Below are 26,406 nucleotides of genomic sequence, written 5' to 3' on the forward strand. Positions count from 1 at the left end.
TTAAAAGCTAGACAAAATGAGTAAGAAAAAAAGAACCCTACTTTTAATTGAGTAGGGTTCTTTTTTAACGTAAAAAGATTGAAAATTTATTTATATAACTCATTTATTTTGAGTTAGTTTGATATTTTTAATAAGCTCTTCAATCACTTTAACAACTAAGTCGGGTTCAGTATGAATAATCATATGTTCACTTTGTTTGGCAATAATAAATTGACTATTTATAGAAATGTTTAGCATCTCACGTTGTCCTAGCTGCCAACTTTGTTCTATGAGGTCGTTTGCTTGTTGGCTGATGCCAAATTTTGTTAAGTCTTGTTCCTGTCCTCGCGCAATAACTCGCACAGGAATATCTCCAAGTTTTTGATTACGTATTTCGTTTTCAGTAGATGTGGCAAGATCTCCCTCTTCCGCGACTGCACGAAAATATTTAGAAGAGGCTACAATATGAACAAAATCTTTGCGGTCTTCTTTTTCAACTCGTCCGGTAAGTAAAAAATTTGGGAATAAACGAAAAGCACCTGACTCTTTTAAAAGAATAGAAAAAAGTGGAGAAGGATTACTTTTGGGCTTTTCTTTCTGATAGATGGGTTCTGTTCGATTAGCATCATTTTCTGGACGAGCATCAATCAGTACGATACCTGCAACTTCATTCTGATATTTTTGAGCAAATAAGCGTGAATACATCCCACCTAAAGAATGACCTACTAAAATATAAGGACCTTTGATATTAGCTTGATCTAGAGCTGTATGCAGTTCTTTAACTATGTTGTCGCCTGTTCTTGGTAATGGGCTTTCGTCGCTCCAGGCATATCCTGCACGATCATATGAAACAACAGTAGCTGATTTAGATAAAGTGGTAGGAATATTTCTCCAAGATAAGCTACTTTCTCCGCTACCTGATTCTAACAATATAATAGGAGAACCTGTACCTTGCTTATGGATATGGAGGCGATATCCTCCAATATCAACCATTTTTCCAGGAGGAGGATACTTAGAAGAAGAGTTCTTAGAAGCTATCCACTCAAATACAAATCCTGAAATAACTAGAAGTAATAAGAATATGATAAAAATGATAATAATTTTTATCCATTTCTGTTTACGCCAAAATTTTGATTTTTTATTTGGAGATGTATTCAAGTTATGATCGCCCCTATTAATACATTTTTTGGTTTTTATGTAATTTTATAAACGAATTAAATATATTATAATCAATTTGAAAGAACAAAATCAAATTTTGTATTATGTATTTATCTATTTTTAAAATTAAATTAAGTTATGATTCTATTATCTCTCTCAAAGGGTAAATATAAATAGTATAGAATGTTTTATCAAATATTAATTTGCTCAATTTTATTTTTTGCAATATAAAGTATATAATAGTAAAGTATTAAGTAACAGTAACTTACTTACGGTTATAAAAATGTAATTTTAGACAAGCATTTAAATTACATTATCTATCGTTTTATTCCAAGGAGGAATTTTCCAATGAAATCATTTGAATTTTATAATCCAACCCGTCTTATTTTCGGTAAAGGTCAACTTGAAAAGTTGAAAAGAGAAGTAGGTAACTACGGTAAAAATGTATTGCTTGTCTATGGTGGAGGTAGTATCAAACGTGCAGGTCTATACGACAAAGTGATCGGTTATTTGAATGAAGCAGGAGCTAACGTTACAGAACTTGCTGGTGTAGAACCGAATCCGCGTTTGTCTACTGTACACAAAGGTGTAGATTTATGTAAAACGAATAACATCGACTTGATTCTTGCAGTTGGTGGCGGTAGTGTACTTGACTGCGCCAAAGCGATTGCTGTTGGTGCAAAATATGATGGCGACATGTGGGACTTTGCACAACGCAAAGCAGCTCCTACAGATGCATTGCCATTAGGTACAGTATTAACTATGGCAGCAACAGGTTCAGAAATGAACAGTGGTTCTGTGATCACTAATACCGAAACACAAGAAAAATTAGGTTGGGGTAGTGCATATTCATTCCCTGCATTCTCTATTCTTGATCCTGAAAACACCTATTCATTGCCTAAAGATCAAACGGTATATGGTGTTGTAGATATGATGTCTCACGTATTGGAACATTATTTCCATGCTGAGGAAAATACAGATATTCAAGACGGATTCTGTGAATCTATTCTACGTGGTGTTATTGATGCAGGACCTAAATTAATCAATGATTTGCAAAACTTTGAATTACGTTCAACAGTGATGTATGCAGGTACAATGGCATTAAACGGTGTTGTTAATATGGGTTACAACGGAGACTGGGCAACTCATAATATTGAGCATGCGGTATCTGCTGTATACGATATTCCTCACGGTGGTGGACTTGCGATCTTGTTCCCGAACTGGATGCAACATAATTTACATGTGAATCCTGCTCGTTTTGCTAAATTAGCCGTTAATGTATTCAATGTAGATCCAACAGGTAAGAGCGATGAAGAAGTGGCTAATGAAGGTATTCAAGCATTACGTGACTTCTGGACTTCAATTGATGCACCTAGCCGCCTAGCAGACTACGAAATTGACGATAGTCAAATCGATGTTATGGTAGACAAAGCGATGAAATTCGGCGCATTCGGTAACTTTAACAAATTAGAAGCAGAAGATGTGCGTAAAATTTACAGCATGTCTCTATAATTTCTCTATTTTTGAATACAATCAATAAATATATAAGCTGCTTATTCCTGTCAGTAATGATAAGGAATAGGCAGCTTTTTTTGACTATATCTTAAAAAATTGAAACTTTACTTACCATCAATACGTAAATATAGGTATAACGCCAAAAAATGGTGGATTAAAGCAGAATATCGCTTTTTTTCGCTAAATAGAAGAAAGGAGCGAATAGAAATGGAAACGCTATTTTGGATTTGCTTAATCACTGGTGCACTTTATGCATTGTTCAGTCTGTTATTTGGTGACTTGCTTGGTGATGCACTAGGTGGGATAGACTTTCCAGGGTTTGATCTGTTTAAGCCTGTTATTTTGGCAGCAACCGTTACATTGTTCGGTGGAGCAGGGATCATGTTAGTGCGTTACAGTTCGTTCGCTCCTGTAGCTGTTGTACTGCTTGCATTATTGATTGCTGTTGTCGGAGGAATGCTTGTATTTTTTGTATATGTCAAACCGATGGAAAATAGTGAGGTTTCGACCAGTTACTCGATTCAAGAAATGATTGGTCGTATTGGAGAAGTCACAATACCTGTTCCACAAGTAGGATACGGTGAAGTGATGATTAAGCTTACAGGTGGCAACACGTTACATATTGCATACAGTTTTGATCGTTGTGCACTCGCCGCCGGTATGCGGGTAGTGATCGTAGAAGAACAAGAAGGAACATTAGGTGTGTCTTTATTAGAAGATTCCATATGATTGGCGTTAGAACAGAAGCAGTATAACAGCTTTTTGAAAAGGTAGCCTAAATCAGACCAAAAGGGGCGAGACGTATGGCATTTTTGAATGAGATGATTATTGTACCTGCGATTGTGATTGTAGTCTTGATCGTACTCGGAATCACATTCTGGGCAAGGTACAAAACAGTGAGTACAGACGAAGCAATGGTTGTCACAGGTTCTTTTCTGGGCAGTCGTAATATTTCAGATGATGGAGCAGGGCGCAAGATTAAGATTGTACGTGGTGGCGGCGCATTTATTTTACCTATTTTTCAGAAATCAGAATTTCTGTCGTTATTATCGCACAAACTGGATGTAACAACGCCCGAAGTGTATACAGAGCAAGGCGTACCGGTACTTGCAGATGGTGTAGCTATTATTAAAATTGGTAGTTCGGTTGAAGATGTAGCGACAGCGGCTGAACAATTTATGGGCAAGCCTATTCAAGCATTACAAGCAGAAGCTCAAGAAGTGTTAGAAGGTCATCTACGTTCGATTATGGGTTCGATGACTGTAGAAGAAGTCTATCGTAATCGCGACCGATTTGCGCAAGAAGTACAAAGTGTAGCTGCTCGTGATCTGAAAAAGATGGGTCTACAAATTGTTTCTTTTACAATCAAAGATATACGCGATAAGCATGGATACCTTGAATCACTGGGTAAACCTCGAATCGCTGCTGTCAAAAGAGATGCAGAAATTGCTGAAGCTGAAGCGGTTAGAGATTCTCGGGTGCAGAAAGCACTGGCAGAAGAAGCCGGACAAAAAGCAGAATTACTTCGCGATACCAATATCGCTGAAGCTTCCAAAGAAAAAGAATTAAAAGTAGCTTCGTTTAAAAAAGATCAAGATACAGCAAGAGCAGAAGCCGATCAGGCGTATCATATTCAAGAAGCCAAAGCCAAGCAGATTATGATGGAAGAACAGATGAAGATTGAACTTGTTCGTAAAGAACGTGAGATTGATTTACAAGAACGAGAAATTACAGTACGTGAGAAATACTATGATGCAGAAGTGAAAAAGAAAGCCGAAGCCGATCGTTTCTCTGTAGAACAAGCAGCCGAAGCTGAAAAAGCTCGTAAAATGCGTCAAGCCGAGGCGCATCAATATTCAATCGAGACCGAAGCCAAAGCATCTGCGGAGCAACAGCGTCTAGCCGGACAAGCGGAAGCCGATGCTGAACGTGCTAAAGGTACAGCGGAAGCTGAAGTGATTCGTTTACGCGGTCTTGCTGAAGCCGAAGCGAAGCAGAAATTAGCAGAAGCATTCCAAAATTATGGACAAGCCGCAATTCTTGATCTAGTTGCTAAAATGCTACCTGAATTGGCTGGTAAAATTGCAGAACCAATAAGTGCGATTGATAAATTGACCGTCGTAGACACAGGTAAAGGCGAAGGTGGCGGAGCAACACGAGTGAGTAACTATGTAACTGAACTGATGGCTACGGCTCCAGAAATGCTGAAAAGTGTCTCGGGACTAGACATTGAAGAATTAATCAAAGGGTTTGCAGGTGGCAGATCACAGCAAGTTGGTAATAGCATTTCTGACACTAGATCTGATATAGCTGCAAATAAATATTCACAGACAGCAGACTCTTCTGAATCGGTATTATCTCTTCCAACTCAAGATGCAAATGATCAAGATCATACAACAACATCTACAGGAATAGGAATTTCCAGCGAACAAGAACGATAATGGAAAATTTATATGTAACAATCATGCTATAAAGCAAATCTGTTTACAATGACATCAAGACGACAAGTCCTTGCTCAATAAGGATTTGTCGTCTTCTTTATCTAGTTAGCTAGCAGTTCAATTGTATTGACTAGAAGGTGAATTTTTGGTAACTTTACGGGATGAAGGTGATCGTAAAAGGGGTGCAAATGTGAGCAGCCTACTTGTGGCTAAAGTGCTGAATAATAACGTTATTATCGCTGATCATCCTCAGTATGAAGAAGTTGTGGTGATTGGCAAGGGAATCGGCTTTAATCGTAAAGCGCGTGACGTGATTCCTTTAGATGTTGTCGAGAAGATGTTTATTTTAACCAATCAGCAAGAACAGGAACAATATAAGCAGCTCGCTGTTCAGATTGACGAGCGGATTATCGAAGTCATTAACGAAATCATTTATTATATTAATTCGGAAAGTAAGACTCCACTGAATGAACATATTCATATTGCCTTAACCGATCATATTGCATTTGCGATTAAGCGTGCCGAGCAAGGGATGACGATTCAGAATCCTTTTTTGTATGAGACACGAGAAATGTATCCATTAGAATATAAATTAGCTGCTCATGCATTAGAAATCATTCATGACAAGCTAGGTGTAGCTTTGGAAGAAGATGAGATTGGTTTTGTCGCACTCCATATATATAGTGCATTGACCGATCAACATATTACAGCGATCAAGGCGGATTCTCGTCTAATTGCCGATATGGTCAAAGTTATCGAAGATAGCCTCAAAATATCAATTACTGGTGATACTTTAGATTATTCTCGTTTGCTCACTCATTTGCGATTTGCGATTGAACGTATACGTAGAGGTGAAAAAGTAGCCGCTACTCATCGGTTAGAAGAAATGCTCAAAATGGAATATCCTGAAGTGTATTCGTTATCCTGGAAGTTAACAAAAATGATGGAGAAACGATTACGCCGACCCGTCTACAAAGCCGAAGTGAGCTACCTAACCATGCATTTACAACGGTTTGTCGAGAAGCGTGAAGAGGAAGAAGAAAGTACGCAACAATAGATTCAAAATCGATTAAATCTTTTTTATTGAAAAGGCTTGCAGATTTAAAAAGTGGGTGCTATAATTCAGAACGTAATCAACAAATGAATAGCGGATTTTTTAACGTGTTACTGATTCGATCAGGCATGAGTTAACAAAGTATTTGATGTAAGGCTGTAAGCACACAGGGGTAGTCTATCCTTATGTACCGAGATCCTTATCCTATCAGATACGTTGTTCACTCGTGCCTTTTTTTGTGGCTTTCCGCCTTAATTTGTTGAAGCAACAATATATTATTTATACTATTCGAGGGGAAGTGGCGGTATTGTTTAGACGTCTGTTTGGCGTTTTGCAAAAAGTAGGTAGAGCATTGATGCTTCCAGTGGCAATCTTGCCAGCAGCAGGTTTATTGCTTGGTTTTGGTAACATGCTCGTTAACCCTGACTTTTTGCAGTATATTCCTGCATTAAATGCACACTGGGTTCAAATTACAGCGACTGTAATGATGAACTCCGGACAAATTGTTTTTGATAACTTATCCTTGCTCTTTGCCGTCGGGGTAGCCGTCGGTCTTGCTGGAGGAGAAGGGGTAGCCGGGCTCGCAGCCATTATCGGTTATCTAATCATGAACGTAACGATGGGTACAGTTATGGGTGTTACATCTGATATGGTTGGTAAAGGCGACTATTCAGTAGCTTCTGTACTTGGTATTCCTACATTACAAACAGGCGTATTCGGCGGTATTATTGTCGGTATTCTAGCCGCATCGATGTATAAACGTTTCTTCCGTATTGAATTACCTTCTTATCTTGGTTTCTTTGCAGGTAAACGTTTTGTACCGATTATGACAGCTATTACTTCTTTGCTTTTGGGTCTAGTGATGGTTCTGATCTGGCCTCCAATTCAAACATTCTTAAACACGGTTTCTCACAGTATGGTTGAATCTAACCCTACATTAACAGCATTTATTTTCGGTGTAATTGAACGTTCATTGATTCCTTTCGGTCTACATCATATCTTCTACTCACCATTCTGGTATGAATTCGGTGAATATGTAAACAAAGCAGGACAATATGTACGTGGTGACCAAAAAATCTTTATGGCGCAACTTCGTGATGGTGTTCCATTTACAGCAGGTACATTTATGACTGGTAAATTCCCGTTCATGATGTTCGGTCTTCCAGCTGCTGCACTTGCGATCTACCATGAATCCAAACCACAACATAAAAAATATGTTGCAGGTATCATGGGTTCTGCCGCATTGACTTCTTTCTTAACAGGTATTACTGAACCGCTTGAGTTCTCATTCTTGTTCGTAGCACCAGTATTGTTCGGTATTCATGCAATCTTCGCTGGTCTTTCTTTCATGACTATGCAAATTCTAGGCGTTAAAATTGGTATGACTTTCTCAGGTGGTCTGATTGACTTTGTATTGTTCGGCGTTATTCCTAACCGTACTGCATGGTGGGATGTTATCATCGTCGGTCTAGTCTTAGCAGTCATTTACTACTTCGGATTCCGTTTTGCGATTCGCAAATTTAACTTGAAAACACCAGGTCGTGAAGATACGCCAGCAGGTGATGATAGTGCAGTAAGCAGTGGTGGTAATAGCAAAGATGAATTGCCACATAACATTCTTGAAGCATTTGGTGGACAAGAGAATATTTCAAGTCTAGATGCTTGTATTACTCGTCTACGTATTCAAGTTAAAGAACCTAAAAACGTAAATAAAGATCGTTTGAAATCTTTAGGCGCTTCCGGTGTCCTAGAAGTGGGTAATAATGTCCAAGCGATTTTCGGAACACGTTCCGATACGATCAAATCGCAAATGCAAGATATTATTGCAGGGCGTACACCAAGACCTACACCAGTCACTGTAGATTCGGTTCCAGCAGAAGGAACAGCAGAGAATCAAGTGAACATTTTGGCAGAAGAAGTAATCGTTGCTCCTGCTGATGGTGAGTTGATGAATATTAGTGAAGTACCAGATCCTGTATTTTCACAAAAAATGACAGGTGATGGATTCGCAGTATTACCAACCAACGGAACGATTTGTTCACCTGTGAATGGTAAAGTATTTAACGTATTCCCTAGTAAACATGCGATCGGTATTATGTCTGAAGCCGGTAAAGAAATTCTTGTGCATGTAGGCGTAAATACGGTTAAATTGAAAGGTCAAGGCTTTACTGTATTGGTTGCAGAAGGCGATGATGTTATGGCTGGACAACCGATCCTTGAAGTGGATCTGGAGTATGTAAAAGCAAATGCACCATCGATCATTACTCCGATCATTTTCTCCAACTTACCAGAAGGTGCTACCGTAACATTGCACAAAACAGGTAATGTAAAAACAGGAGAAGGCAATATCGTTACCATCAAGTAATAGCGTTCATTTCGACTTTTGCAATGAATCTCAAAAAATATAAAATAACAGACTATACGTACTTGTAAATAAACAGTGCGATAAGGAGTCAATAATGGATCGTTGTTACAGTCATGATCTGTCCTTATCGCATTGAATTTACAAATTGCTTATAGTTTTGTTATTAAGCTGCATTGTAAGCAATACTTAGAAAATACTTTATTTTTTCTAAAAACATCATGAATTTGCAGGATATTGCTGAATAATGTTAGCGATTGCTGAAAAAAGTCGAAAATAATTGTTTTGAAACGTGCATCACGCCTTATAATGCTGTACAATATAAGGGATGATCTAGTTATTAGTTAGTTATGATTTATCTTTACTATCCTATTATGATGAGAAAGCGAGTGAATTTTATAATGGAAAAAACATTCAAAATCGTTGACGAAGATGGTATCCACGCACGCCCAGCAACAGCATTGGTAACAGCTGCTAACAAATTTGCTTCTACAGAATCTTTTGCAGAAGCTAAAGGTAAAAAAGTAACTTTGAAATCAATCCTTGGAGTATTGTCTCTAGGTCTTGAGCAAGGTGACGTTATCGTTCTTTCTACACAAGGTGCAGAAGAAGATGCAGCATTGAAAGCTTTGACTGACGTTATGGTGAACGAAGGGCTAGGCGAAATCAATGGCTAATATTTTGGGAATCGCGGCGTCTTCGGGCATCGCCATTGCCAAAGCATTCCGTCTAGAACATCCTGAATACGAGATTACCAAACGCTCGATTAGTGATACAGATGCGGAATTGGCTAAACTTGATGCAGCTTTGGAAATTTCCAAAACTGAACTCGAGGCGATCAAAGAACGTACGTTACAAGAAATGGGCGCTAAAAAAGCAGAGATTTTCGAATCACATTTGTTGATTCTAAATGATCCTGAATTGATTAGCCCTGTAAAAGATAAAATCGCTACAGAAATGGTGAATGCTGAGTTTGCATTGAATGAAGTTGCAGCTCAATTTGTAACCATGTTTGAAAATATGAAGAGCACTTATCTTCAAGAACGTGCTGCTGATATGAGAGATGTTAGCAAGCGTGTCTTGAATCACTTGATGGGTGTTAACTTCCAAAGTCCAGCTGAGATCCGTGAAGAAGTCGTTATTATTGCAGAAGATTTGACGCCTTCAGATACCGCTCAATTGGATCGTAATTTTGTTAAAGGCTTCACTACAAATATTGGCGGACGTACTTCTCACTCCGCAATTATGGCTCGCTCGTTGGAAATTCCAGCAGTAGTCGGTACAAAAGAAGTCATGGAAGTTATTCAAAATGGGGATATCGTTATCGTTGATGGTCTTGAAGGTAATGTTATTGTTAACCCTGATGAAGCAACTCTTGCTGAGTACCGTGCTAAAGGCGCAGCTTATGAAGCTCAAGTTACTGAATGGCGCAAATTGCGTGATGAAGTAACGGTATCTAAAGACGGAGTACATGTTGAATTGGCTGCTAATATCGGTACGCCAAACGATGTGGCTGGTGTATTGGATAATGGCGGCGAAGGCGTAGGTCTATACCGTACAGAATTCTTATACATGGGTCGCGATGAATTGCCTTCTGAAGATGTGCAATTTAACGCGTACAAAACGGTTTTGGAAAAAATGGCAGGTAAACCAGTTGTTGTTCGTACATTAGATATTGGTGGCGACAAAGAACTACCTTATCTTGTTCTTCCAAAAGAAATGAATCCATTCCTTGGATTCCGTGCCATTCGTCTTTGTCTAGATCGTCAAGACATTTTCCGTACACAACTACGTGCATTGCTTAGAGCAAGTGTATATGGTGACCTACGTATTATGTTCCCAATGATCGCTACATTGATGGAATTCCGCGAAGCAAAAGCAGTATTAGTAGAGGAAAAAGAAAAACTGGTTGCTGAAGGTGTTGCTGTTTCTGAAAACATTCAACTTGGCATCATGGTGGAAATTCCTTCTACAGCAGTACTGGCTGACCAATTTGCTAAAGAAGTGGACTTCTTCAGTATCGGTACTAACGATTTGATCCAATACACAATGGCAGCGGATCGTATGAATGAACGGGTATCTTACCTGTATCAACCATACAACCCATCTATCTTGCGTTTGGTTAAAATGGTTATCGATGCAGCTCATAAAGAAGGTAAATGGACAGGCATGTGTGGTGAGATGGCTGGCGATGCTACAGCAATTCCATTGCTACTCGGTCTAGGTCTGGATGAGTTCAGCATGAGTGCAAGCTCTATTCTTCCAGCACGTAGCCAACTAGCTAAATTGTCTAAAGCAGACATGCAAGAATTAGCTGCTAAAGCTTTGGATATGCAAACAGCTGAGCAAGTGGTTGAACTGGTACAAGCAATCCACGCTTAATTTTTCTTCCGTTACACGCTTGGTATGATGAGCGTTAATAAGTTTTCCCAACATTTACTTTTAGCTGATTTCTCTGTACAGAGAAATCAGCTTTTTTTGTTGTTATTATTTCTAATATTGTAGAATACTTATAAATAAAGTAAAAAAAGTTAATTGGATTTCCTCTAACTTCCGAAGTAACTGTTATATCTATATTTATAACTGATTACGATAGGGGAAAAAGAAAATGACAATGAACCGGAAAAAGAAATTTAAAACGCTCTCTGTTCAATTTAAAATTATTTTACCTATCATGTTAGTTGTAGGTACTATTATTTGTTCTATGGTCTATTATATTTTTCTACAAGTTCACGATGAAACAGATGCCCAAGGTATTGCTATGGCAAAGATTATCCGAATTGGAGCAGAATTAGCAAGTAACAATCCTAATTCGGGAATAGAAGCGTATCTAAAAGAACTTCATCAACAATTAGGCAATGAACTTCTGTTTTCAGCAATTTTAAATAAAGACACATCACCTGTATATACGACTGATAATGATTATATGAGCACAACAACATTGCAAACATTTGTAAAAGCAAATCAAGATAGTAAAGAATGGGTACTCCAAGATACAACCTATAAGAGCGAAGCCGCCAATCTTTTGGCAACTACATTATCTAATGGGCAAATTCTAGTTTTAATTACTTCCGAAAATGTATTGCATACCATCCGTAACGTTACACTTGTTGTAGTAACTATAAGTATGGTATTGCTTTTAGTATGTATTTACTGGATTGTATATCGACAATTTGAGACATTACGTACATTAGAAAAAATGATGTCTACTATTAGCGAAGGACAGGGCGATCTTACTCAACGTTTAGTCGTTAAAAGTGAAGATGAGATTGGACGAGTAGCGAATTCATTTAACCAATTTATCGAAAAAATACAATCTATTATAGCGCAAGTTCAACAGACAGCAACAGCAACTTCTGTCCATACCAAAAATGTGTATGATACGTCTATTCATAATATGACAGTTTCTAAAGAAATTGATTATGCTATACAATCGATTACCAAAGCTACAGCAAGTCAGTACGATGAAATCGAACAGGGAACTATTTCTATTCGTAAGATAGCTACTGTAATTGAGAATACAGATCAACATGCACAGCATCTGGAAAAACTAAGTACATTGATTGGTCAACGTCAACAATCTGGTGAACAAGCAGTTATTTATTTGCAAAATCATATGCAATCATTTGCAAGCTTGTCTGATCAAGTCTCTGTCAATTTAAATCATTTGATTACAGAAGTGAATGGTATTGTTAACATGTCTGTTCTTATTCAAGAGATTTCTAAACAGACAGGATTATTAGCACTTAATGCTTCTATAGAGGCTGCTCGCGCAGGAGAACATGGTAAAGGATTTGCTGTAGTAGCTTCTGAAGTTGGCAAATTGTCAGATCAGTCTAAAGAAGCAACTACTCAAATACAAGATATTTTGAATCGTATTATTTCTTCTACTACGCTGACCAAAGAAGTGATGAATGCTTCGCAGATTGCTTTAAATGATCAATCGCAAAGTGTTGATAATACAAGCGGTGCTTTTATAGAAATTGGTCAATCCATTCAAGAAATGAACAGTCTTATTGTAAGCATGAAGGATATGACGACCCAATTGAATATTAGCAAAGAACATATTATCGACTTTATTCAATCTGCTTCAACGACCACAGAAGAAACAGCTGCTGGCTCACAGGAAGTACTTGCCAGTGTAGAAAATCAAATCAAAATGTCACAACAAGTAACAGACAATATAGGATTACTAACTGAAAATATTAAAGAGTTAAACATTATGGTTGATCGCTTTAAAGTATAAATAATTAGTTAATGGACTCAAAATAGTAGATGGATAGAGACTTATATGGATAATTAAGTTAGAAAAATGAGTATATCAATGATTATTCATCTTATAAAAAAATCATCCCATCGACTTGATCAGAATAGAAAAGTCGGTGGGATGATTGGTATGTTGCTATTTAATTACAAGCACAGTTTAATACTGGCTTACGAGCAGCTGTTGTTTCGTCCAAGCGTCTTACTGCTGTACCATAAGGAGCATTTAGTAGCAATTCTGGATTGTCTTTCGCTTCACCAGCGATCTGAATCATGGTATCAATAAAAGCATCCAGTGTTTCTTTGCTTTCTGTTTCTGTAGGTTCGATCATAATACATTCTTCTACATTTAGCGGGAAGTAAACTGTAGGCGGATGGTACCCGAAATCCAGTAACCGCTTAGCAACATCCAGTGTACGAATACCATACTGCTTGAGCCCTTTACCGGACATCACGAATTCATGCTTACATACGCTTGTATATGGCATTTCATAATGATCTTTAAGACGGTGCATCATATAGTTCGCATTCAGAACGGCACATTCAGACACTCGGCGCAGACCTTCAGGTCCATAACTACGAATATACGTATACGCACGTACAAGAATACCAAAGTTACCATAGTATGCTTTGACACGACCGATCGAGTCAGGAGAACCACTACGTAAAGTAAAGGTACCGTCTTCTAATTTTTCAACAACCGGTTCAGGTAAGAAAGGAAGCAATCTGCTTTTCACGCCGACAGGACCTGCACCCGGGCCGCCACCACCATGCGGTGTACTCATTGTTTTGTGTAAGTTCAAATGAACCACATCAAAGCCCATATCACCCGGACGTGTAATCCCCATAATCGCATTGGAGTTAGCACCATCATAGTACAACAATCCACCAGCTTCATGAACGATCTGAGCCACTTCACTGATTTGCTTTTCAAAAAGACCCAGTGTATTCGGGTTCGTTAACATCAGAGCAGCCGTATCTGATCCAACTGCCGCACGAAGGGCATCTAGATCGACTAGACCTTCTGGAGTTGAAGGAATCGTGATCGTTTGGAAACCAGCCACTGTCGCACTTGCAGGATTCGTACCGTGAGAAGAATCGGGTACGATAACTTTGGTACGGTATTCGCCACGTTTTTCATGATACGCACGAATCATCATTAGACCTGTCCATTCTCCATGAGCACCGGCAGCAGGTTGAAGAGTGACGGCATCCATGCCTGTTAGAGCAGCAAGGTCATTTTGCAAAGTATGCATCAGTTCCAGTGCTCCTTGAATACTTTGTTGTGGTTGATAAGGATGAATCTTCGCAAACCCTGCATAACGAGCTACATCTTCATTGACTTTAGGATTGTATTTCATCGTACAAGAACCCAGCGGATAGAAGCCATTATCTACGCCAAAGTTACGACGGGACAATTCTGTATAATGACGAATCACATCGACTTCATATACTTCAGGTAAAGCAGGTTCTTCTTTACGAAGCATTTCTTGTGGAATCAATTGAGAGACTTCGACACGAGGAACATCGCAATCTGGTAAAGAATAACCGATTCGACCCGGTTGACTCAATTCAAAAATCAAAGCTTTTTCAGTAACAACAGCGCCTTGTACAGAAGTAACGGTCTCATGGACTACAGTTTCGTTTGTCATAGGATTGCCTCCAGTTCAGTTGCCAATAGATCTATCTCTGCTTTGGTACGTTTCTCTGTGACTGCGAACAAGATGTGACCGGACAATTCAGGATAAGATAGGCTTAGATCATAACCACCAATCATGCCTTTAGCTAACAGTTGAGTATTAACATCAGCGACTGAAGTGCCTTGCGGTAAAGCTAGTACAAATTCATTGAAAAAAGGAGATTGGAATGCTAATTTGACATTAGGGATAGAAGATAAAGTTTGAGCAGCATAATGAGCTTTTTGCACATTCAGATCAGCTACATCCACCATACCTTGTCTACCCATGACAGATAGATATACCGATGCACACAGCGCAAGCAATGCCTGATTGGAACAAATATTTGATGTCGCTTTGTCACGACGGATATGTTGCTCACGAGTCTGCAACGTCAATACAAAACCACGTTTACCATCAATATCTTTGGTCTGACCTACAATTCGTCCAGGCATACGGCGCATAAGCGGTTGAGCCACAGCGAAGAATCCACAAGTTGGCCCACCAAGCGACATCGAAATGCCAAGCGGCTGTGCATCACCAACAACGATATCAGCTCCAAGTTTACCAGGAGATTCGAGTAGTCCCAGTGAAATAGGATTCGTACTCACTACCAATAAAGCACCTTGGGCATGAGCAAGATCAGCAACTGCTTGAATCGCTTCAATACCACCGAAAAAATTAGGGGATTGGACAAGCACAACAGCGGTCTGCTCATCAATCGCTTCAGTGAGCACCCCAATATCTGTGACTCCATCGCCATAAGGCACTTCAACTACATCCAGATTAAGACCACGAGCGTAACTGCGAACGACTCCGCGTGATTCAGGATGGATCGTAGAAAGAGCAATAATCTTTTTGCGTCCTGTAGCTGATGCTGCAAGGGAAGCTGCTTCGGCAAGTGCTGTTGCGCCATCATACATACTTGCATTGGCTACAGCCATTCCTGTCAGTTCACAGATATAGGACTGAAATTCAAAGATCGCTTGTAATTCACCTTGACTGATCTCTGGTTGATATGGAGTATACGCTGTATAAAATTCAGAACGAGAAATTACATGATTAATCACAGATGGCAAATGGTGATCATACAATCCTGCACCCAGAAAGCTAGTGTACCGATCTGTATCTGCATTTTGCCCTGCAAGACTAGACATATGACGAGTCAGTGTATATTCATCTAGCATTTCAGACATGGGCATGGTGCCTTGATAACGAAGGGATGCCGGAATATCTGTAAATAAATCCTCTATCGAAGAAGCACCAACAACCTCTAACATCTCTGCTTCATTCTGTGGGGTCATTGGAATATAACGATGCGATTTCATAAAGGTAGACTCCTTTGGGGCAACATATCAGTCGCCTTGTAATTTTATTTAGTGACAGAAGATGCTCGTTTGTAGAAAGGTGCTTTCACCACTTCAGCTTTGAGCATTTTACCGCGAATCTCAAGTTCTATCGGTGTTCCTAGAGCAGCACTGTCAGCTTCAATTAAAGCAAGTCCAAGATTACGCTTAAGTGTAGGAGATTGAGTTCCTGTCGTCACTTCGCCGATTTGTCGACCGTTCTGGTAGACAGGATAGTGCGGGCGAGGAATACCACGGTCGATCATTTCTACACCCACTAATTTACGAGACAATCCTTTTTCTTTTTGCGCGACTAGAGCCTCTTTGCCTGTGAAATGTTCTTTGTCCAACTTTACAAAATAGCCAAGTCCCGCTTCGAGTGGAGAAATATCTGCCGACAGCTCTTGACCATACAGAGGAAGACGAGCTTCAAAGCGAAGCGTATCCCGTGCACCCAGTCCACAAGGAATCAAGCCAAGCGGTTCACCTGCTTGCAATAGCTTTTCCCAGATGAGAGGAGCATCTGTTGCAGATACATATAGTTCATAACCGTCTTCACCGGTGTAACCTGTACGAGAGATGAGCGCATGAACGCCAAAAATCTCAGCTTTTTCGATAAAAGAAAATCCTGCCAGTTCAGCATAACGATCGCTTTGTGTAGCCGCTTGTAAAATAGCAACCGCTTGAGGACCTTGTAAAGCAATCAAAGCAGTTTGTTCTGAAATGTTCTCAAGAGTGACATTGGCAGGCAAAGACTGCTTCATCCAATCGATATCTTTATCAATATTCGAGGCATTGATCACGAGCATATAATGTTCTTCGCCCAGACGATATACCAATAGATCATCGACTACACCACCTGTTGGATAGCACATTAATGTATATTGGGCTTGTCCATCTTGCAAGCGAGAAGCATCGTTAGTTAATAATTGTTGTAAATAGGCAAGGGAACCTTTACCTGAAATGATCACTTCACCCATATGAGAAACATCAAATAATCCAGCTTGTTCACGAACCGCTTCATGTTCTTTTTGAATTCCTGTAAATTGAACAGGCAATTCCCAACCGCCAAAATCGATACAGCGTGGGGAACCAGATTGAGCATAAAGAGGAAAAATCGGCGTACGCTTCAGTTCTGTTGTCATGATCGTCACCTCATCGAATTAGTTTGTAGCGAAAAATCGCATATATCATTTTTTGTGAAAAAAGAATAAAATCATCCGAAAAAGCTCAACAAAAAAGACAGAGAGAAAAGGAAATAAGCAGGTGCTATACCTGAAATATTTCTTTTTCTCCCTGTCCTTGATACCTGAGAGTTACCTTGTGCTCAATAGCTTATAAGCAACAAGTTTCCCCTTGGGTGATTGGTTGTTATCATTCGGATATTCGTCGGTGACCGAATGATGCCAATTCTCTCCAGAGCTGCGTCCGGTACAGGTCCCTTTTACCTGAGAGATTCACCATTACTGGCTTACTCCTTCGGCGCTGTCATGGTTCTGAACAGTCTCTCCCTGTACTTTCATTCGCTACATATGATGTTATGTATTTCCGAACATTAAGTATTGAAACAGTGGTGAATGTATGTATATTATATTAATACTTGATTCAAAAAGCAATGTCAAGAGTATTGACAGTATAATCTGCCTTGCTATACGCTTGTGTGCATGAAGACATTACAACCATGAACCGGAGGAATGAACAATGAGTGAGATTAAAGATCAATTGCTGTATAGTGCAGAACATGAATGGGTAGAGCGTATTAGTGATGATACGGTTCGTATCGGTATTACTGATTTTGCTCAACATCAGCTAGGAGATATCGTATTTGTTGAATTGCCACAAGCAGGTGCAGAAGTTGCTTCTGAAGCTGTGATCGGCACGATTGAATCGGTCAAAACAGTATCTGATCTTTTTAGTCCGGTGACAGGTACGATCACTAATTTTAATCCTGAACTGGAAACAGAACCTGAACTGGTGAACTCTGATCCTTACGGACGTGGCTGGATGGTTGAAGTTAAAGTCAGTGGTGACCTAGATAGTGCATTATCAAGCCTTTTGAGTGCAGAAGCTTATGCTGAACACGCCCAAGACTAACTCATACACTGTCAATCTATACAAAAGAAGGATATAAAATCTATTTATATGTATTGTAACAAGAACAAGACTGAAAACCTAGATGGGGATCAGTCTTTTTTGTTATGTATATTTTTGATACAGGTAATTAAAGTGCACAATAACGACATTCTTTTTTATTTTAGGTTGGAGGAATCTGCATAATACGATAGAATGATTAAATAAAGAAAAAATAGAATTTTTTTACATAGATCCAATAATGAATGTACACTGCGACATGTACAACATACCTATTTTATTGATGATTACCTCTGGAGGGGAGATTGTTGTCTAAATATCTATATCGTTTATTTCTGATTATGGTGATATTGGGATCGTTACCTGTACTGGTAATCGGGATATTTTCTTATACGTTGGCGGCAGGTGATGTCGAGCAGAAAGTGCAAGATGGTAATGCACAATTATTAAATGAAACTCAATTACGTGTAGATCAAGTACTCAAAACATTGCAGTTGTCTGCTGTACAATATGTCAATTCGCCGTTTGTTACGGAAACGATGAAGCAACCTTTGCAATCGGGAGACTTTGAAAAAATACGTAATTTGACGACCGGATTTAATAATTTGCAAACGATTACATCGCTAGATCAGATACGTTTAATTAACTTTGAGCATAACTGGGTAGTCTCAGGAACATCATTCAGTCAAGTATCTGATGCAGAAGATCAAAGTGTGCTTCGATCATACCGACACAATCGAAATAGCATGTTCTGGGTAACCGATACTTCAATAGCGAATAACGGATATACGTCAAATATAGATATGATCTCAGAAGAGGAATTGGACTCAGGATCGCCTGAAAAGGAAACAAAAGTAACCAGTATGGTGTTCAAAATTCCACTATTACCTTCGACCGGTGAACCACGTGGACTGTTAGTCTTGGATATTGCCAATGATGAAATTGATAATTGGGTCACCAGCAGTACACGTCTGGGACAAATATATGTGTTTGATCAATACCAACAAGAATTTCTAGATAACGGTCAGAGTGCACAATATCCTGGATTACAAAATGAAGTGTTTGCTCATGTTCATCAAGGAGAACGTCAAGGATTTTTTAATTGGAAAAGTGAAGGTGAAGAAGTGGGAGTGACTTATTCTTCATCGACACTGAACGGATGGGTATATGTGTCTGTCGTATCTATAGGACAGATTACGTCCCAGACAAGAAAAATAGCAGTATTAACGATTAGTGTCTGTGTAGCGATGTTATTGTTAACTGCACTATTGGCTTTTCTCAGCAGTCGTCGTATGTATTCTCCTGTGTCTAAATTAATGCAGTTATTAGGTGCCAGTGACTCTGTAGATTATACCGGACGGCTCAAGGCAGAAGAGCCATCCACAGCTACAGGGTATAGACGATTATGGTTAGGTCACCGAAAAGGATTAGCTGGAGATCAACATAAGCCAGTGAAAAGACGAGATGAATTTGCTTATATTGGAGAACAAGTAGAGCGGATGCGCTTAACAGGGCGTGAGTTAGAAGAGCAGATTCGGGGACAGGTTCCGCAATTGCGAGAATTATCAGTGATTAAGTTGATCAGCGGGCAGATTCCTGCTAATGAATTTGAACGTCGCCGTCTAATCTATGGATTTCCTGAATCGGTTCGTTCTATGGCGGTATTGGTATTACAGATCGATACGGTACAAGGAACACGCTATGAAGAAACCGATCGAGAACTGTTACTGTTTGCTATTAATAATATGGTGTCTGAATTGATTTCGGTAGAACATCGCTTTAGTCCGGTATTGATCGAACAATCTCAAGTTAGTATTCTGGTCCAACCCGCAGATAATGAAGATGCTACTTCGTGGTATCACAGTCAAGCAGAGCGAGTACGTACTCAAATTCAAGACTATTTATCGTTGTCAGTCAGTATCGGGATCAGCCGTCCATTTGAACATTATCAAGGAGCACCTGATGCCTATGGAGAAGGACTAGAAGCACTCAAGCAACGAATGAGTCTGGGCAACAAATTGATTATTCATTTTGAAGATATTGATCATAGTACGCCTATGGAAGTAGCAGTCTATACTCAGCTCAAACAGTTAGAAGATCGTATTATCCAATCGCTGCAAAATGGAGATTATGAGCAGACTCCACTGTATTTCGATGAATATATTCGTCATGTTATGGACAAAGAAATACATTTCCGCGATTATCCAGTATTGCTAACCCAATTGGCTGCTCGTGTATATGAGATGGTACAGCAAAAAGGTGGAACTGTTAATGGAGTCTTAGGTAAAAAAGCATCGCTGCATCGCTTGCTTGAACTACAGACGGTAGAAGAAATCAGACACTGGTTCACTCATGCACTATTTGAGCCGTTACAGCAATTTTTACAAAGCCAATCGGAGTCACAGTATATCAATATTGCCGATCAGATGATCCAGATTATCCAACAGCGATATGAACAAGATTTGTCCTTAGAAATGTGTGCAGAACAGCTTAACTTTCATCCAGTGTATTTAAGTCGTGTTTTCAAAAAAGAAACAGGTATTAAGTTTAGTGATTATGTAGCTGAATATCGAATGAATCAAGCGAAAAAATGGTTAGAAACAACCGACTGGCGAATTGCAGATATCGCAGAAAAATTAAGCTACAGTAACACGACAGCCTTTATCCGTATTTTTCGTAAAATAGTAGGAACGACTCCTGGTAAATATCGTGAAGAACATCGAAGTCGGAAGTTGATTTGAGTAAATACGAGTTGAATTCAGCATATATAGAGGTTGAAAAAAGGTTATTATGTTCCCAAAAAAGAAGCTAAAACCCTGATACAGTAAGGATTAGCTTCTTTTTTTACATATAAAGCTAAAATTGGATGATAGCCTGTTATTCTTCTGGAAGCGACAATGAGTCTATAAAAATGTTAACGCTTTCAAGGAGGGTGAAGGATGGAAGCCAAATCGGTCAAATCATCTACACGGATACGTACAAAGGAACGTCAGGCAAACATGTCATGGAAAGAATTTTACAAAAATCGTTGGTTGTACATTATGTTATTGCCGGGAATTATTTATTTTGTCGTCTTTAAATATGTACCGATGTATGGAATTGTGATGGCGTTTCAAGATTATGTTCCTTACCGAGGAATCTGGGAAAGCAATTGGGTAGGATTCAAGCATTTTGAACGCTTTTTCAGTGAACCGCAATTTTGGATGTTATTTCGCAATACGCTGATCTTAGCACTGTACAATATTATCTTCTTTTTTCCTTTACCCATTATTGTATCGTTGATGCTTAATGAAGTGGTGACAGAACGATTTAAGCGGTTCGTCCAGACGTTAATCTATGTACCGCATTTTGTCTCATGGGTTGTCGTTGTTGGTGTATTTTATATGATTTTTACCACAGAAGGTGGTATTTTAAACGAATTGATCTTTGCGATTACCGGACAAAAAATAGCATTTTTATTAGAACCCGGTTGGTTCCGCACGATGATTATTTCGCAATCGATATGGAAAGAAGTCGGTTGGGGAACGATTATTTTTCTAGCGGCTTTGTCAGGTGTAGATACTCAGTTATATGAAGCTGCCCGGATGGATGGAGCAAGTCGTTGGAGACAGTTATGGCATATCACATTACCAGCGATTCGCAGTACGATTATTATTTTACTTATTTTGCGTCTGGGTACGTTTTTGGATACCGGATTCGAACAGATTTTCTTAATGCTGACTTCTACAAACCGTGATGTAGGGGAAGTGTTCGATACTTATGTATACGTCAAAGGGATGACTCAAGCCCAATACAGTTACAGTGCCGCTGTGGGACTATTCAAATCTGTGATCGGCTTGCTACTGGTTGTCGGTGCTAATCAATTAGCCAAAAAATGCGGAGAAGAAGGCATTTATTAATGTATCTATCGTCCGAAAGGAGACCACATGATGAAACAAGATCGTACATTAGGAAATCGGTTATTTGATTATACCAATCATACTTTGTTGTTATTGTTAGGGATTGTAACGGTATTACCTTTTATCTATATCACTGCTGTATCGTTTACCAGCCCAGCCGAAGTTGCTAAAGGAGGATTTATTCTTTTTCCCAAAGAATTCTCTCTTGCCGCTTATCGCTATATCTTCTCAACGTCTACACTACTGAACAGTCTATGGGTATCAATCTATATTACTGTACTCGGTACACTGATTAACTTGCTACTGACGACATTGATGGCATACCCGCTATCTCGTCCTTATTTGCGAGGCAGAAAATACATCATGCTCGGTGTACTGTTCACCATGTTATTCAGTGGCGGAATGATTCCTACGTACTTTGTAGTCAATTCACTACATTTAACAGATACATTATGGTCGCTAATGATTCCCGGAGCGATTAGCGCTTTCAACTTAATTGTACTCAAAAACTTTTTCCAACAGATTCCGGACGGACTGGAAGATGCCGCCAAGATTGATGGATGTAACGACGTATCGATCCTTTTCCGTATCGTCTTACCACTATCTTTACCAGCAATGGCAACTTTTGCACTGTTCTACTCTGTAGCTCACTGGAATAGCTTCTTTAGCGCTATTCTATATATCAATGACAGCGACAAATGGCCTGTCCAAGTGTGGCTACGCGAAATCGTTATTCTCGCTCAAAGCCGAATCGGAGACACCAGTATCGAAGAAGCCGATATCCAACCACTCACGATCCGAATGGCAGTAATCGTCTTCTCCACACTACCAATATTAATGGTCTACCCATTCCTACAAAAACACTTTGCCAAAGGCGCACTCCTAGGCTCAGTCAAAGGCTAATATATTAATGATCCAATACATCTTAATTGCGTATTTAAAAATAACTTAAATAAGTTTGTGAATAGAAATCCCAAGTTACAACTATCCCAACACATCCATAATCAAAAACCACATTCAATGCATTTCGATCCACTATTATTTGTATAAACCATTACAATCAATACTTTATCTAGAAAATGATTAACTCCAATAATATCTGAACTCCAAATGCTCAAAACAAACAATCTCACTCATATTCAAAACCAATATCCAATTCCTTAAATGTCTAAATCTCTAAATGTCTAAATGTCTAAATCTCTAAATCTCTAAATGTCTAAATCTTTCCTGCTACCCCCACCCAATGGTGCTGGGCGAAGGGGGAGATGGATTCTGAAAGTCGCCTTTAAGACTCGGATATCGACCGTTTAGCGGTCAATCAAGATATCCGATCTTACCAGCGACGGCAAGAACCATCTCCCCCGAAGCCCTTCACCCCACCCCATCAATGAAAGGAGTTATCAACACATGAAAAAGCAAACAGCAACATTAATGTGCCTCATCCTAGCCACATCAACCGTACTCAGTGCATGTGGAAGCAAAGGCTCTCAAGGAGCTTCTGTCGATGATACAATCACTATGGCAATTTCTCAAGTCGGGGATATTCCTTCCGCAGGCAATCAAGTGCAACAAGAAATCGAAAAGTATACCGGTAAAAAAATAGATGTACAGTGGATACCGAACTCCGCTTATGATGACAAAATCAATGTCATGATCGCTTCAGGAGATATGCCTGATATTTTGAAAGTAAACTACACACCTGCGGTCACCAATGCGATGCGTAATGATGTGTTCTGGGAAGTTGGTCCTTATCTCAAAGACTATCCCAACTTAGCTGCACAAGCTGATGTGTTTTACGATAACGTCAAAGTAGATGGCAAAATTTACGGGGTACCTCGCTTTTCCGATATTGCCCGTGCGACATTGATCTATCGCTCGGATTGGTTCAAAAAGCTGAAGCTAGATGTACCGAAAAGCACAGAAGACTGGTACAACAATGTGAAAGCGTTAACATTAGATGATCCAGATGATAATGGCAAAAAAGATACGTATGGCATGATGCTGTTCAAAAAATACAATGAAGGCGAATATTCATTTACCACGCGTCTTGCTGTTAGTCTGGGTGCACCTAATAAGTGGAAAGTCGAAGAAGATGGTTCATTTACGCCAGAATTTATGACAACAGAATATAAAGGTGTAATGGATCTACTGAAGCGTCTGTATGATGAGCAATTGATCAATCAAGATTTTGCTGTATTTGATTCAACTGAAGCAGACAAGAAATTCGATTCCGGTCTAACCGGTATGAAGATCGCTGTAGCACAAACGGCTAAAAGTCAGCTTGAACGATTACAAGAAAATGTACCTGATGCAGAGATTGATCTTGCCAAGTTAGAAGGGCCAGACGGTTATCGTGTACCTGCACAGTCGGGTAATGCAGGCATTCTTGTATTCCCCAAAGTGTCTGTACCTACAGAAGAAGACCTCAAAGCACTGCTTTCTTTTTTGGATAAATTAATGGACCCTGAAATGTCTACATTGTTATTACGTGGAGTCGATGGCAAGCATTATAAAAAGTTAGACGATGGACGTGTAGAGATGACAGACTTTGCTGCTTTTCAGCGTGAAGTGAAGCCTTATCGTGATAATCTGCCATTGGTAGAAGGCTATAACGTACCTGCGCAAAAAGATACCAAGATTGGTGAAAAAGGAGTAGCGATGGCAAAAGAAATCACGCAGTATGCTGTTCCTAATCCAGCATTGACATTATATTCACCGACATATGAAGAACGTGGCGGTGATCTAGATCAACTGATCAATGATGCACAGACCAAATATATTATGGGCAAAATCGATGAGAACGGTTGGCAACAACAAGTGGAACTATGGAAAACATCGGGTGGCGATAAAGTGATGCAAGAATACGCAAGCTCTTACAAAGAACAGCAACAACAAAAGTAAAGCCAATCATGATTTTTATCCCACTATATTCAGGAGGATACCAAAATGAAATTTGTGGTCAAACAAAGTGCATGCTGGACACTGACAGCAATCTTGGCTTTCGGATTAACAGGTTGTGGCAATAGCGATCAAGGCGCTGCCACAGCAGACTCTTCAACAGTACGTATTTCGCTTATGCAAGTCGGTGATATTCCCAAAACTGGAAATGATATCGAGACAGGATTGGAAAAACATATCGGCAAAGATTTGGATATTCAATGGATTCCAAGCTCTGCTTTTAACGATAAAGTCAACGTGATGATCGCTTCAGGCAATCTACCTCATATTATGAGATTGAATTATATTCCGACAACAGTGGGTGCGATTCGTTCAGATCAATTTTGGGAGATAGGGCCGTATCTTAAAGACTATCCGAATCTAAGCGCTCAAGATCCTGAGTATTATAGCAACATCACAGTAGATGGCAAATTGTATGGAATCCCTAATTTCCGCGATATTGGACGGGCTGCAATCGTGTATCGAAAAGACTGGTTTGATACATTGAAATTAGGTGTTCCCAAAAGTGTAGATGATTGGTACAATGCCGCCAAAGCGATAGCGACTCAAGATCCTGATGGCAATGGTAAAAACGATACGTATGCTTTTCCATTATTCAAAACATATACCGAAGGTTCTCAAGCTCCATTGACCCGTATTGCAGTCAGTCTAGGTGGAGTCAATCGCTGGGGAGTAGATAACAGTGGTAAATTTACGCCTGAATTTATCACACCGCAATATACCGAGGTATTACAAATGATGCATCGTCTATATGCAGAAAAATTAATCAATGCCGATTTTCCATCACTGGATTCAACAGAAGCTGATAAAATGATGGCATCCGGTAGAATAGGGATGAAATTGAATGGCGTAGCTACTAACGGCAAAAGTACACAACAGTTGCTGACAGCTGCTGTACCGGATGGCGTAGTGGATATTTCTCCATTCGTAGGACCCGAAGGTATTCGGATAGCCGGTGAACCCGGTAACTTTGGCTTTCTGGCTTTCCCCAAAGCGACTGTACAAGATGAAGCTCAATTGAAAGATCTGTTAAGTACACTCGATAAATTAATGGACGAACCGACAAGTACATTACAATTACGTGGAATCGAAAATAAACATTATAAAAAAACAGCAGATGGTAAAACCGAATTTATCGACTTTGACGGATACCAACGGGATGTGAAGCCATACCGTGATAACTTACTAAATATCGAAGGGTATAATGTACCTGAATTAATCGACACTGAACTGGGAACTAAAGGTGTGAAATTATCGAAAGATGATCGCAAATATGCAGTCTCCAACCCGGCGTATAATCTGGTATCTGATATCTATACCGAACGTGGGCAAGAATTAGATCAGATGATCAGTGATGCTCAGACCAAGTACATTATGGGTGAATTAGATGATGCTGGCTGGCAACAAGCGATTACAAGTTGGCGTACAGCAGGAGGAGATCAACTGATCAAAGAGTATGAAGAAGCATATGCCAAGTTGAACAAGTAAATGATTAAATAGTTAGCGATAACGAAATGTTTATTGAAACTATACAATAGGATAGATACCAAAAAACTGTAATTACTTCTTGTTCTATTCTGATACTACAGAGTAGGCAATGAGGGGTGATTACAGTTTTTTTTGGTATGTCATCTCCATGTTTCGACGCTTTTACCGATCAATAC

The 26,406-nt window shown here is 39.4% G+C and carries 18 protein-coding genes and 1 riboswitch; of the genes, 14 read left to right on the plus strand and 4 right to left on the minus strand.

Annotated features, from left to right (window positions below):
• Positions 1–99 precede the first annotated feature (99 nt).
• Entirely contained in the window at positions 100–1,137 is a 1,038-nt protein-coding gene (locus RCP16_RS02305) for an alpha/beta fold hydrolase (RefSeq protein WP_371748162.1), read from the minus strand.
• Between the two features lie 348 nt (positions 1,138–1,485).
• Between RCP16_RS02305 and RCP16_RS02310 the strand changes: the two genes are divergently transcribed.
• From RCP16_RS02310 to RCP16_RS02345, 8 genes are all read left to right on the plus strand, one after another.
• Positions 1,486–2,649: an iron-containing alcohol dehydrogenase gene (locus RCP16_RS02310; RefSeq protein WP_069329210.1), complete on the plus strand. Its 1,164-nt coding sequence runs from the start codon at positions 1,486–1,488 to the stop codon at positions 2,647–2,649.
• A 210-nt stretch (positions 2,650–2,859) separates the two neighbouring features.
• Positions 2,860–3,381, plus strand: a complete 522-nt coding sequence (locus tag RCP16_RS02315; protein WP_308641560.1) for an NfeD family membrane protein — start codon at positions 2,860–2,862, stop codon at positions 3,379–3,381.
• A 74-nt stretch (positions 3,382–3,455) separates the two neighbouring features.
• Positions 3,456–5,093 carry a flotillin lipid rafts scaffold protein FloT gene (floT, locus tag RCP16_RS02320; RefSeq protein WP_308641561.1) on the plus strand — a complete coding sequence of 546 codons (1,638 nt, stop codon included), beginning with the start codon at positions 3,456–3,458 and terminating at the stop codon, positions 5,091–5,093.
• Between the two features lie 190 nt (positions 5,094–5,283).
• A complete protein-coding gene (gene glcT / locus RCP16_RS02325; RefSeq protein WP_069329276.1) occupies positions 5,284–6,150 on the plus strand; it encodes a glucose PTS transporter transcription antiterminator GlcT in 867 nt (288 codons plus the stop codon).
• A gap of 304 nt (positions 6,151–6,454) precedes the next feature.
• Complete coding sequence (ptsG, locus tag RCP16_RS02330) at positions 6,455–8,512, plus strand: glucose-specific PTS transporter subunit IIBC (protein ID WP_069329213.1); 2,058 nt, start codon at positions 6,455–6,457, stop codon at positions 8,510–8,512.
• 398 nt (positions 8,513–8,910) lie between these two features.
• Entirely contained in the window at positions 8,911–9,186 is a 276-nt protein-coding gene (locus tag RCP16_RS02335) for an HPr family phosphocarrier protein (RefSeq protein ID WP_069329214.1), read from the plus strand.
• On the plus strand, positions 9,179–10,891 hold the full coding sequence (gene ptsP, locus RCP16_RS02340) for a phosphoenolpyruvate--protein phosphotransferase (protein ID WP_308641562.1): 1,713 nt from the start codon (positions 9,179–9,181) through the stop codon (positions 10,889–10,891). The genes RCP16_RS02335 and ptsP overlap by 8 nt, the downstream gene beginning before the upstream one ends.
• Before the next feature lie 226 nt (positions 10,892–11,117).
• Positions 11,118–12,755, plus strand: a complete 1,638-nt coding sequence (locus RCP16_RS02345) for a methyl-accepting chemotaxis protein (protein WP_308641563.1) — start codon at positions 11,118–11,120, stop codon at positions 12,753–12,755.
• 160 nt (positions 12,756–12,915) lie between these two features.
• Here the strand turns inward: RCP16_RS02345 and gcvPB are convergent, their stop codons facing one another.
• From gcvPB to gcvT, 3 genes are read right to left on the minus strand one after another with little or no spacing between them, the layout of a single operon-like run.
• A complete protein-coding gene (gene gcvPB / locus RCP16_RS02350) occupies positions 12,916–14,424 on the minus strand; it encodes an aminomethyl-transferring glycine dehydrogenase subunit GcvPB (protein ID WP_308641564.1) in 1,509 nt (502 codons plus the stop codon).
• Complete coding sequence (gene gcvPA / locus RCP16_RS02355) at positions 14,421–15,776, minus strand: aminomethyl-transferring glycine dehydrogenase subunit GcvPA (protein ID WP_308641565.1); 1,356 nt, start codon at positions 15,774–15,776, stop codon at positions 14,421–14,423. The genes gcvPB and gcvPA overlap by 4 nt, the downstream gene beginning before the upstream one ends.
• A 44-nt stretch (positions 15,777–15,820) precedes the next feature.
• Positions 15,821–16,939, minus strand: coding sequence for a glycine cleavage system aminomethyltransferase GcvT (gene gcvT / locus RCP16_RS02360; RefSeq protein ID WP_308641566.1), 1,119 nt, complete (start codon positions 16,937–16,939; stop codon positions 15,821–15,823).
• A 280-nt stretch (positions 16,940–17,219) separates the two neighbouring features.
• A riboswitch (glycine riboswitch) is annotated at positions 17,220–17,317 on the minus strand.
• Between the two features lie 178 nt (positions 17,318–17,495).
• On the opposite strand from gcvT, the gene gcvH reads away from it, so the two are divergent.
• The 6 genes from gcvH to RCP16_RS02390 all read left to right on the plus strand — a co-directional run bounded on the left by gcvH (position 17,496) and on the right by RCP16_RS02390 (position 26,230).
• Positions 17,496–17,888 (plus strand): glycine cleavage system protein GcvH, encoded by a 393-nt coding sequence (gene gcvH, locus RCP16_RS02365; protein WP_069329220.1) that lies wholly within the window; start codon positions 17,496–17,498, stop codon positions 17,886–17,888.
• A 305-nt stretch (positions 17,889–18,193) separates the two neighbouring features.
• On the plus strand, positions 18,194–20,626 hold the full coding sequence (locus tag RCP16_RS02370) for a helix-turn-helix domain-containing protein (RefSeq protein WP_308641567.1): 2,433 nt from the start codon (positions 18,194–18,196) through the stop codon (positions 20,624–20,626).
• A 258-nt stretch (positions 20,627–20,884) separates the two neighbouring features.
• Positions 20,885–21,784: an ABC transporter permease gene (locus RCP16_RS02375; protein ID WP_241669368.1), complete on the plus strand. Its 900-nt coding sequence runs from the start codon at positions 20,885–20,887 to the stop codon at positions 21,782–21,784.
• A gap of 30 nt (positions 21,785–21,814) precedes the next feature.
• Entirely contained in the window at positions 21,815–22,687 is an 873-nt protein-coding gene (locus RCP16_RS02380; protein WP_069329223.1) for a carbohydrate ABC transporter permease, read from the plus strand.
• A gap of 504 nt (positions 22,688–23,191) precedes the next feature.
• Positions 23,192–24,685, plus strand: a complete 1,494-nt coding sequence (locus RCP16_RS02385; protein ID WP_308641568.1) for an extracellular solute-binding protein — start codon at positions 23,192–23,194, stop codon at positions 24,683–24,685.
• Between the two features lie 45 nt (positions 24,686–24,730).
• Positions 24,731–26,230: an extracellular solute-binding protein gene (locus tag RCP16_RS02390; protein WP_273594566.1), complete on the plus strand. Its 1,500-nt coding sequence runs from the start codon at positions 24,731–24,733 to the stop codon at positions 26,228–26,230.
• The last annotated feature ends 176 nt before the right edge of the window (positions 26,231–26,406 follow it).

This window comes from Paenibacillus nuruki, from assembly GCF_963311185.1.
Classification (GTDB): domain Bacteria; phylum Bacillota; class Bacilli; order Paenibacillales; family Paenibacillaceae; genus Saccharibacillus; species Saccharibacillus nuruki.

Excerpts from the sequence above, each read along its gene's own strand:
- RCP16_RS02310 (WP_069329210.1), top strand. The coding sequence starts at position 1,486 with ATGAAATCATTTGAATTTTATAATCCAACCCGTCTTATTTTCGGTAAA.
- RCP16_RS02315 (WP_308641560.1), top strand. The coding sequence starts at position 2,860 with ATGGAAACGCTATTTTGGATTTGCTTAATCACTGGTGCACTTTATGCA.
- floT (WP_308641561.1), top strand. The coding sequence starts at position 3,456 with ATGGCATTTTTGAATGAGATGATTATTGTACCTGCGATTGTGATTGTA.
- RCP16_RS02335 (WP_069329214.1), top strand. The coding sequence starts at position 8,911 with ATGGAAAAAACATTCAAAATCGTTGACGAAGATGGTATCCACGCACGC.
- ptsP (WP_308641562.1), top strand. The coding sequence starts at position 9,179 with ATGGCTAATATTTTGGGAATCGCGGCGTCTTCGGGCATCGCCATTGCC.
- RCP16_RS02345 (WP_308641563.1), top strand. The coding sequence starts at position 11,118 with ATGACAATGAACCGGAAAAAGAAATTTAAAACGCTCTCTGTTCAATTT.
- gcvPB (WP_308641564.1), bottom strand. The coding sequence starts at position 14,424 with ATGACAAACGAAACTGTAGTCCATGAGACCGTTACTTCTGTACAAGGC.
- gcvPA (WP_308641565.1), bottom strand. The coding sequence starts at position 15,776 with ATGAAATCGCATCGTTATATTCCAATGACCCCACAGAATGAAGCAGAG.
- gcvT (WP_308641566.1), bottom strand. The coding sequence starts at position 16,939 with ATGACAACAGAACTGAAGCGTACGCCGATTTTTCCTCTTTATGCTCAA.
- gcvH (WP_069329220.1), top strand. The coding sequence starts at position 17,496 with ATGAGTGAGATTAAAGATCAATTGCTGTATAGTGCAGAACATGAATGG.
- RCP16_RS02375 (WP_241669368.1), top strand. The coding sequence starts at position 20,885 with ATGTCATGGAAAGAATTTTACAAAAATCGTTGGTTGTACATTATGTTA.
- RCP16_RS02380 (WP_069329223.1), top strand. The coding sequence starts at position 21,815 with ATGAAACAAGATCGTACATTAGGAAATCGGTTATTTGATTATACCAAT.
- RCP16_RS02385 (WP_308641568.1), top strand. The coding sequence starts at position 23,192 with ATGAAAAAGCAAACAGCAACATTAATGTGCCTCATCCTAGCCACATCA.
- RCP16_RS02390 (WP_273594566.1), top strand. The coding sequence starts at position 24,731 with ATGAAATTTGTGGTCAAACAAAGTGCATGCTGGACACTGACAGCAATC.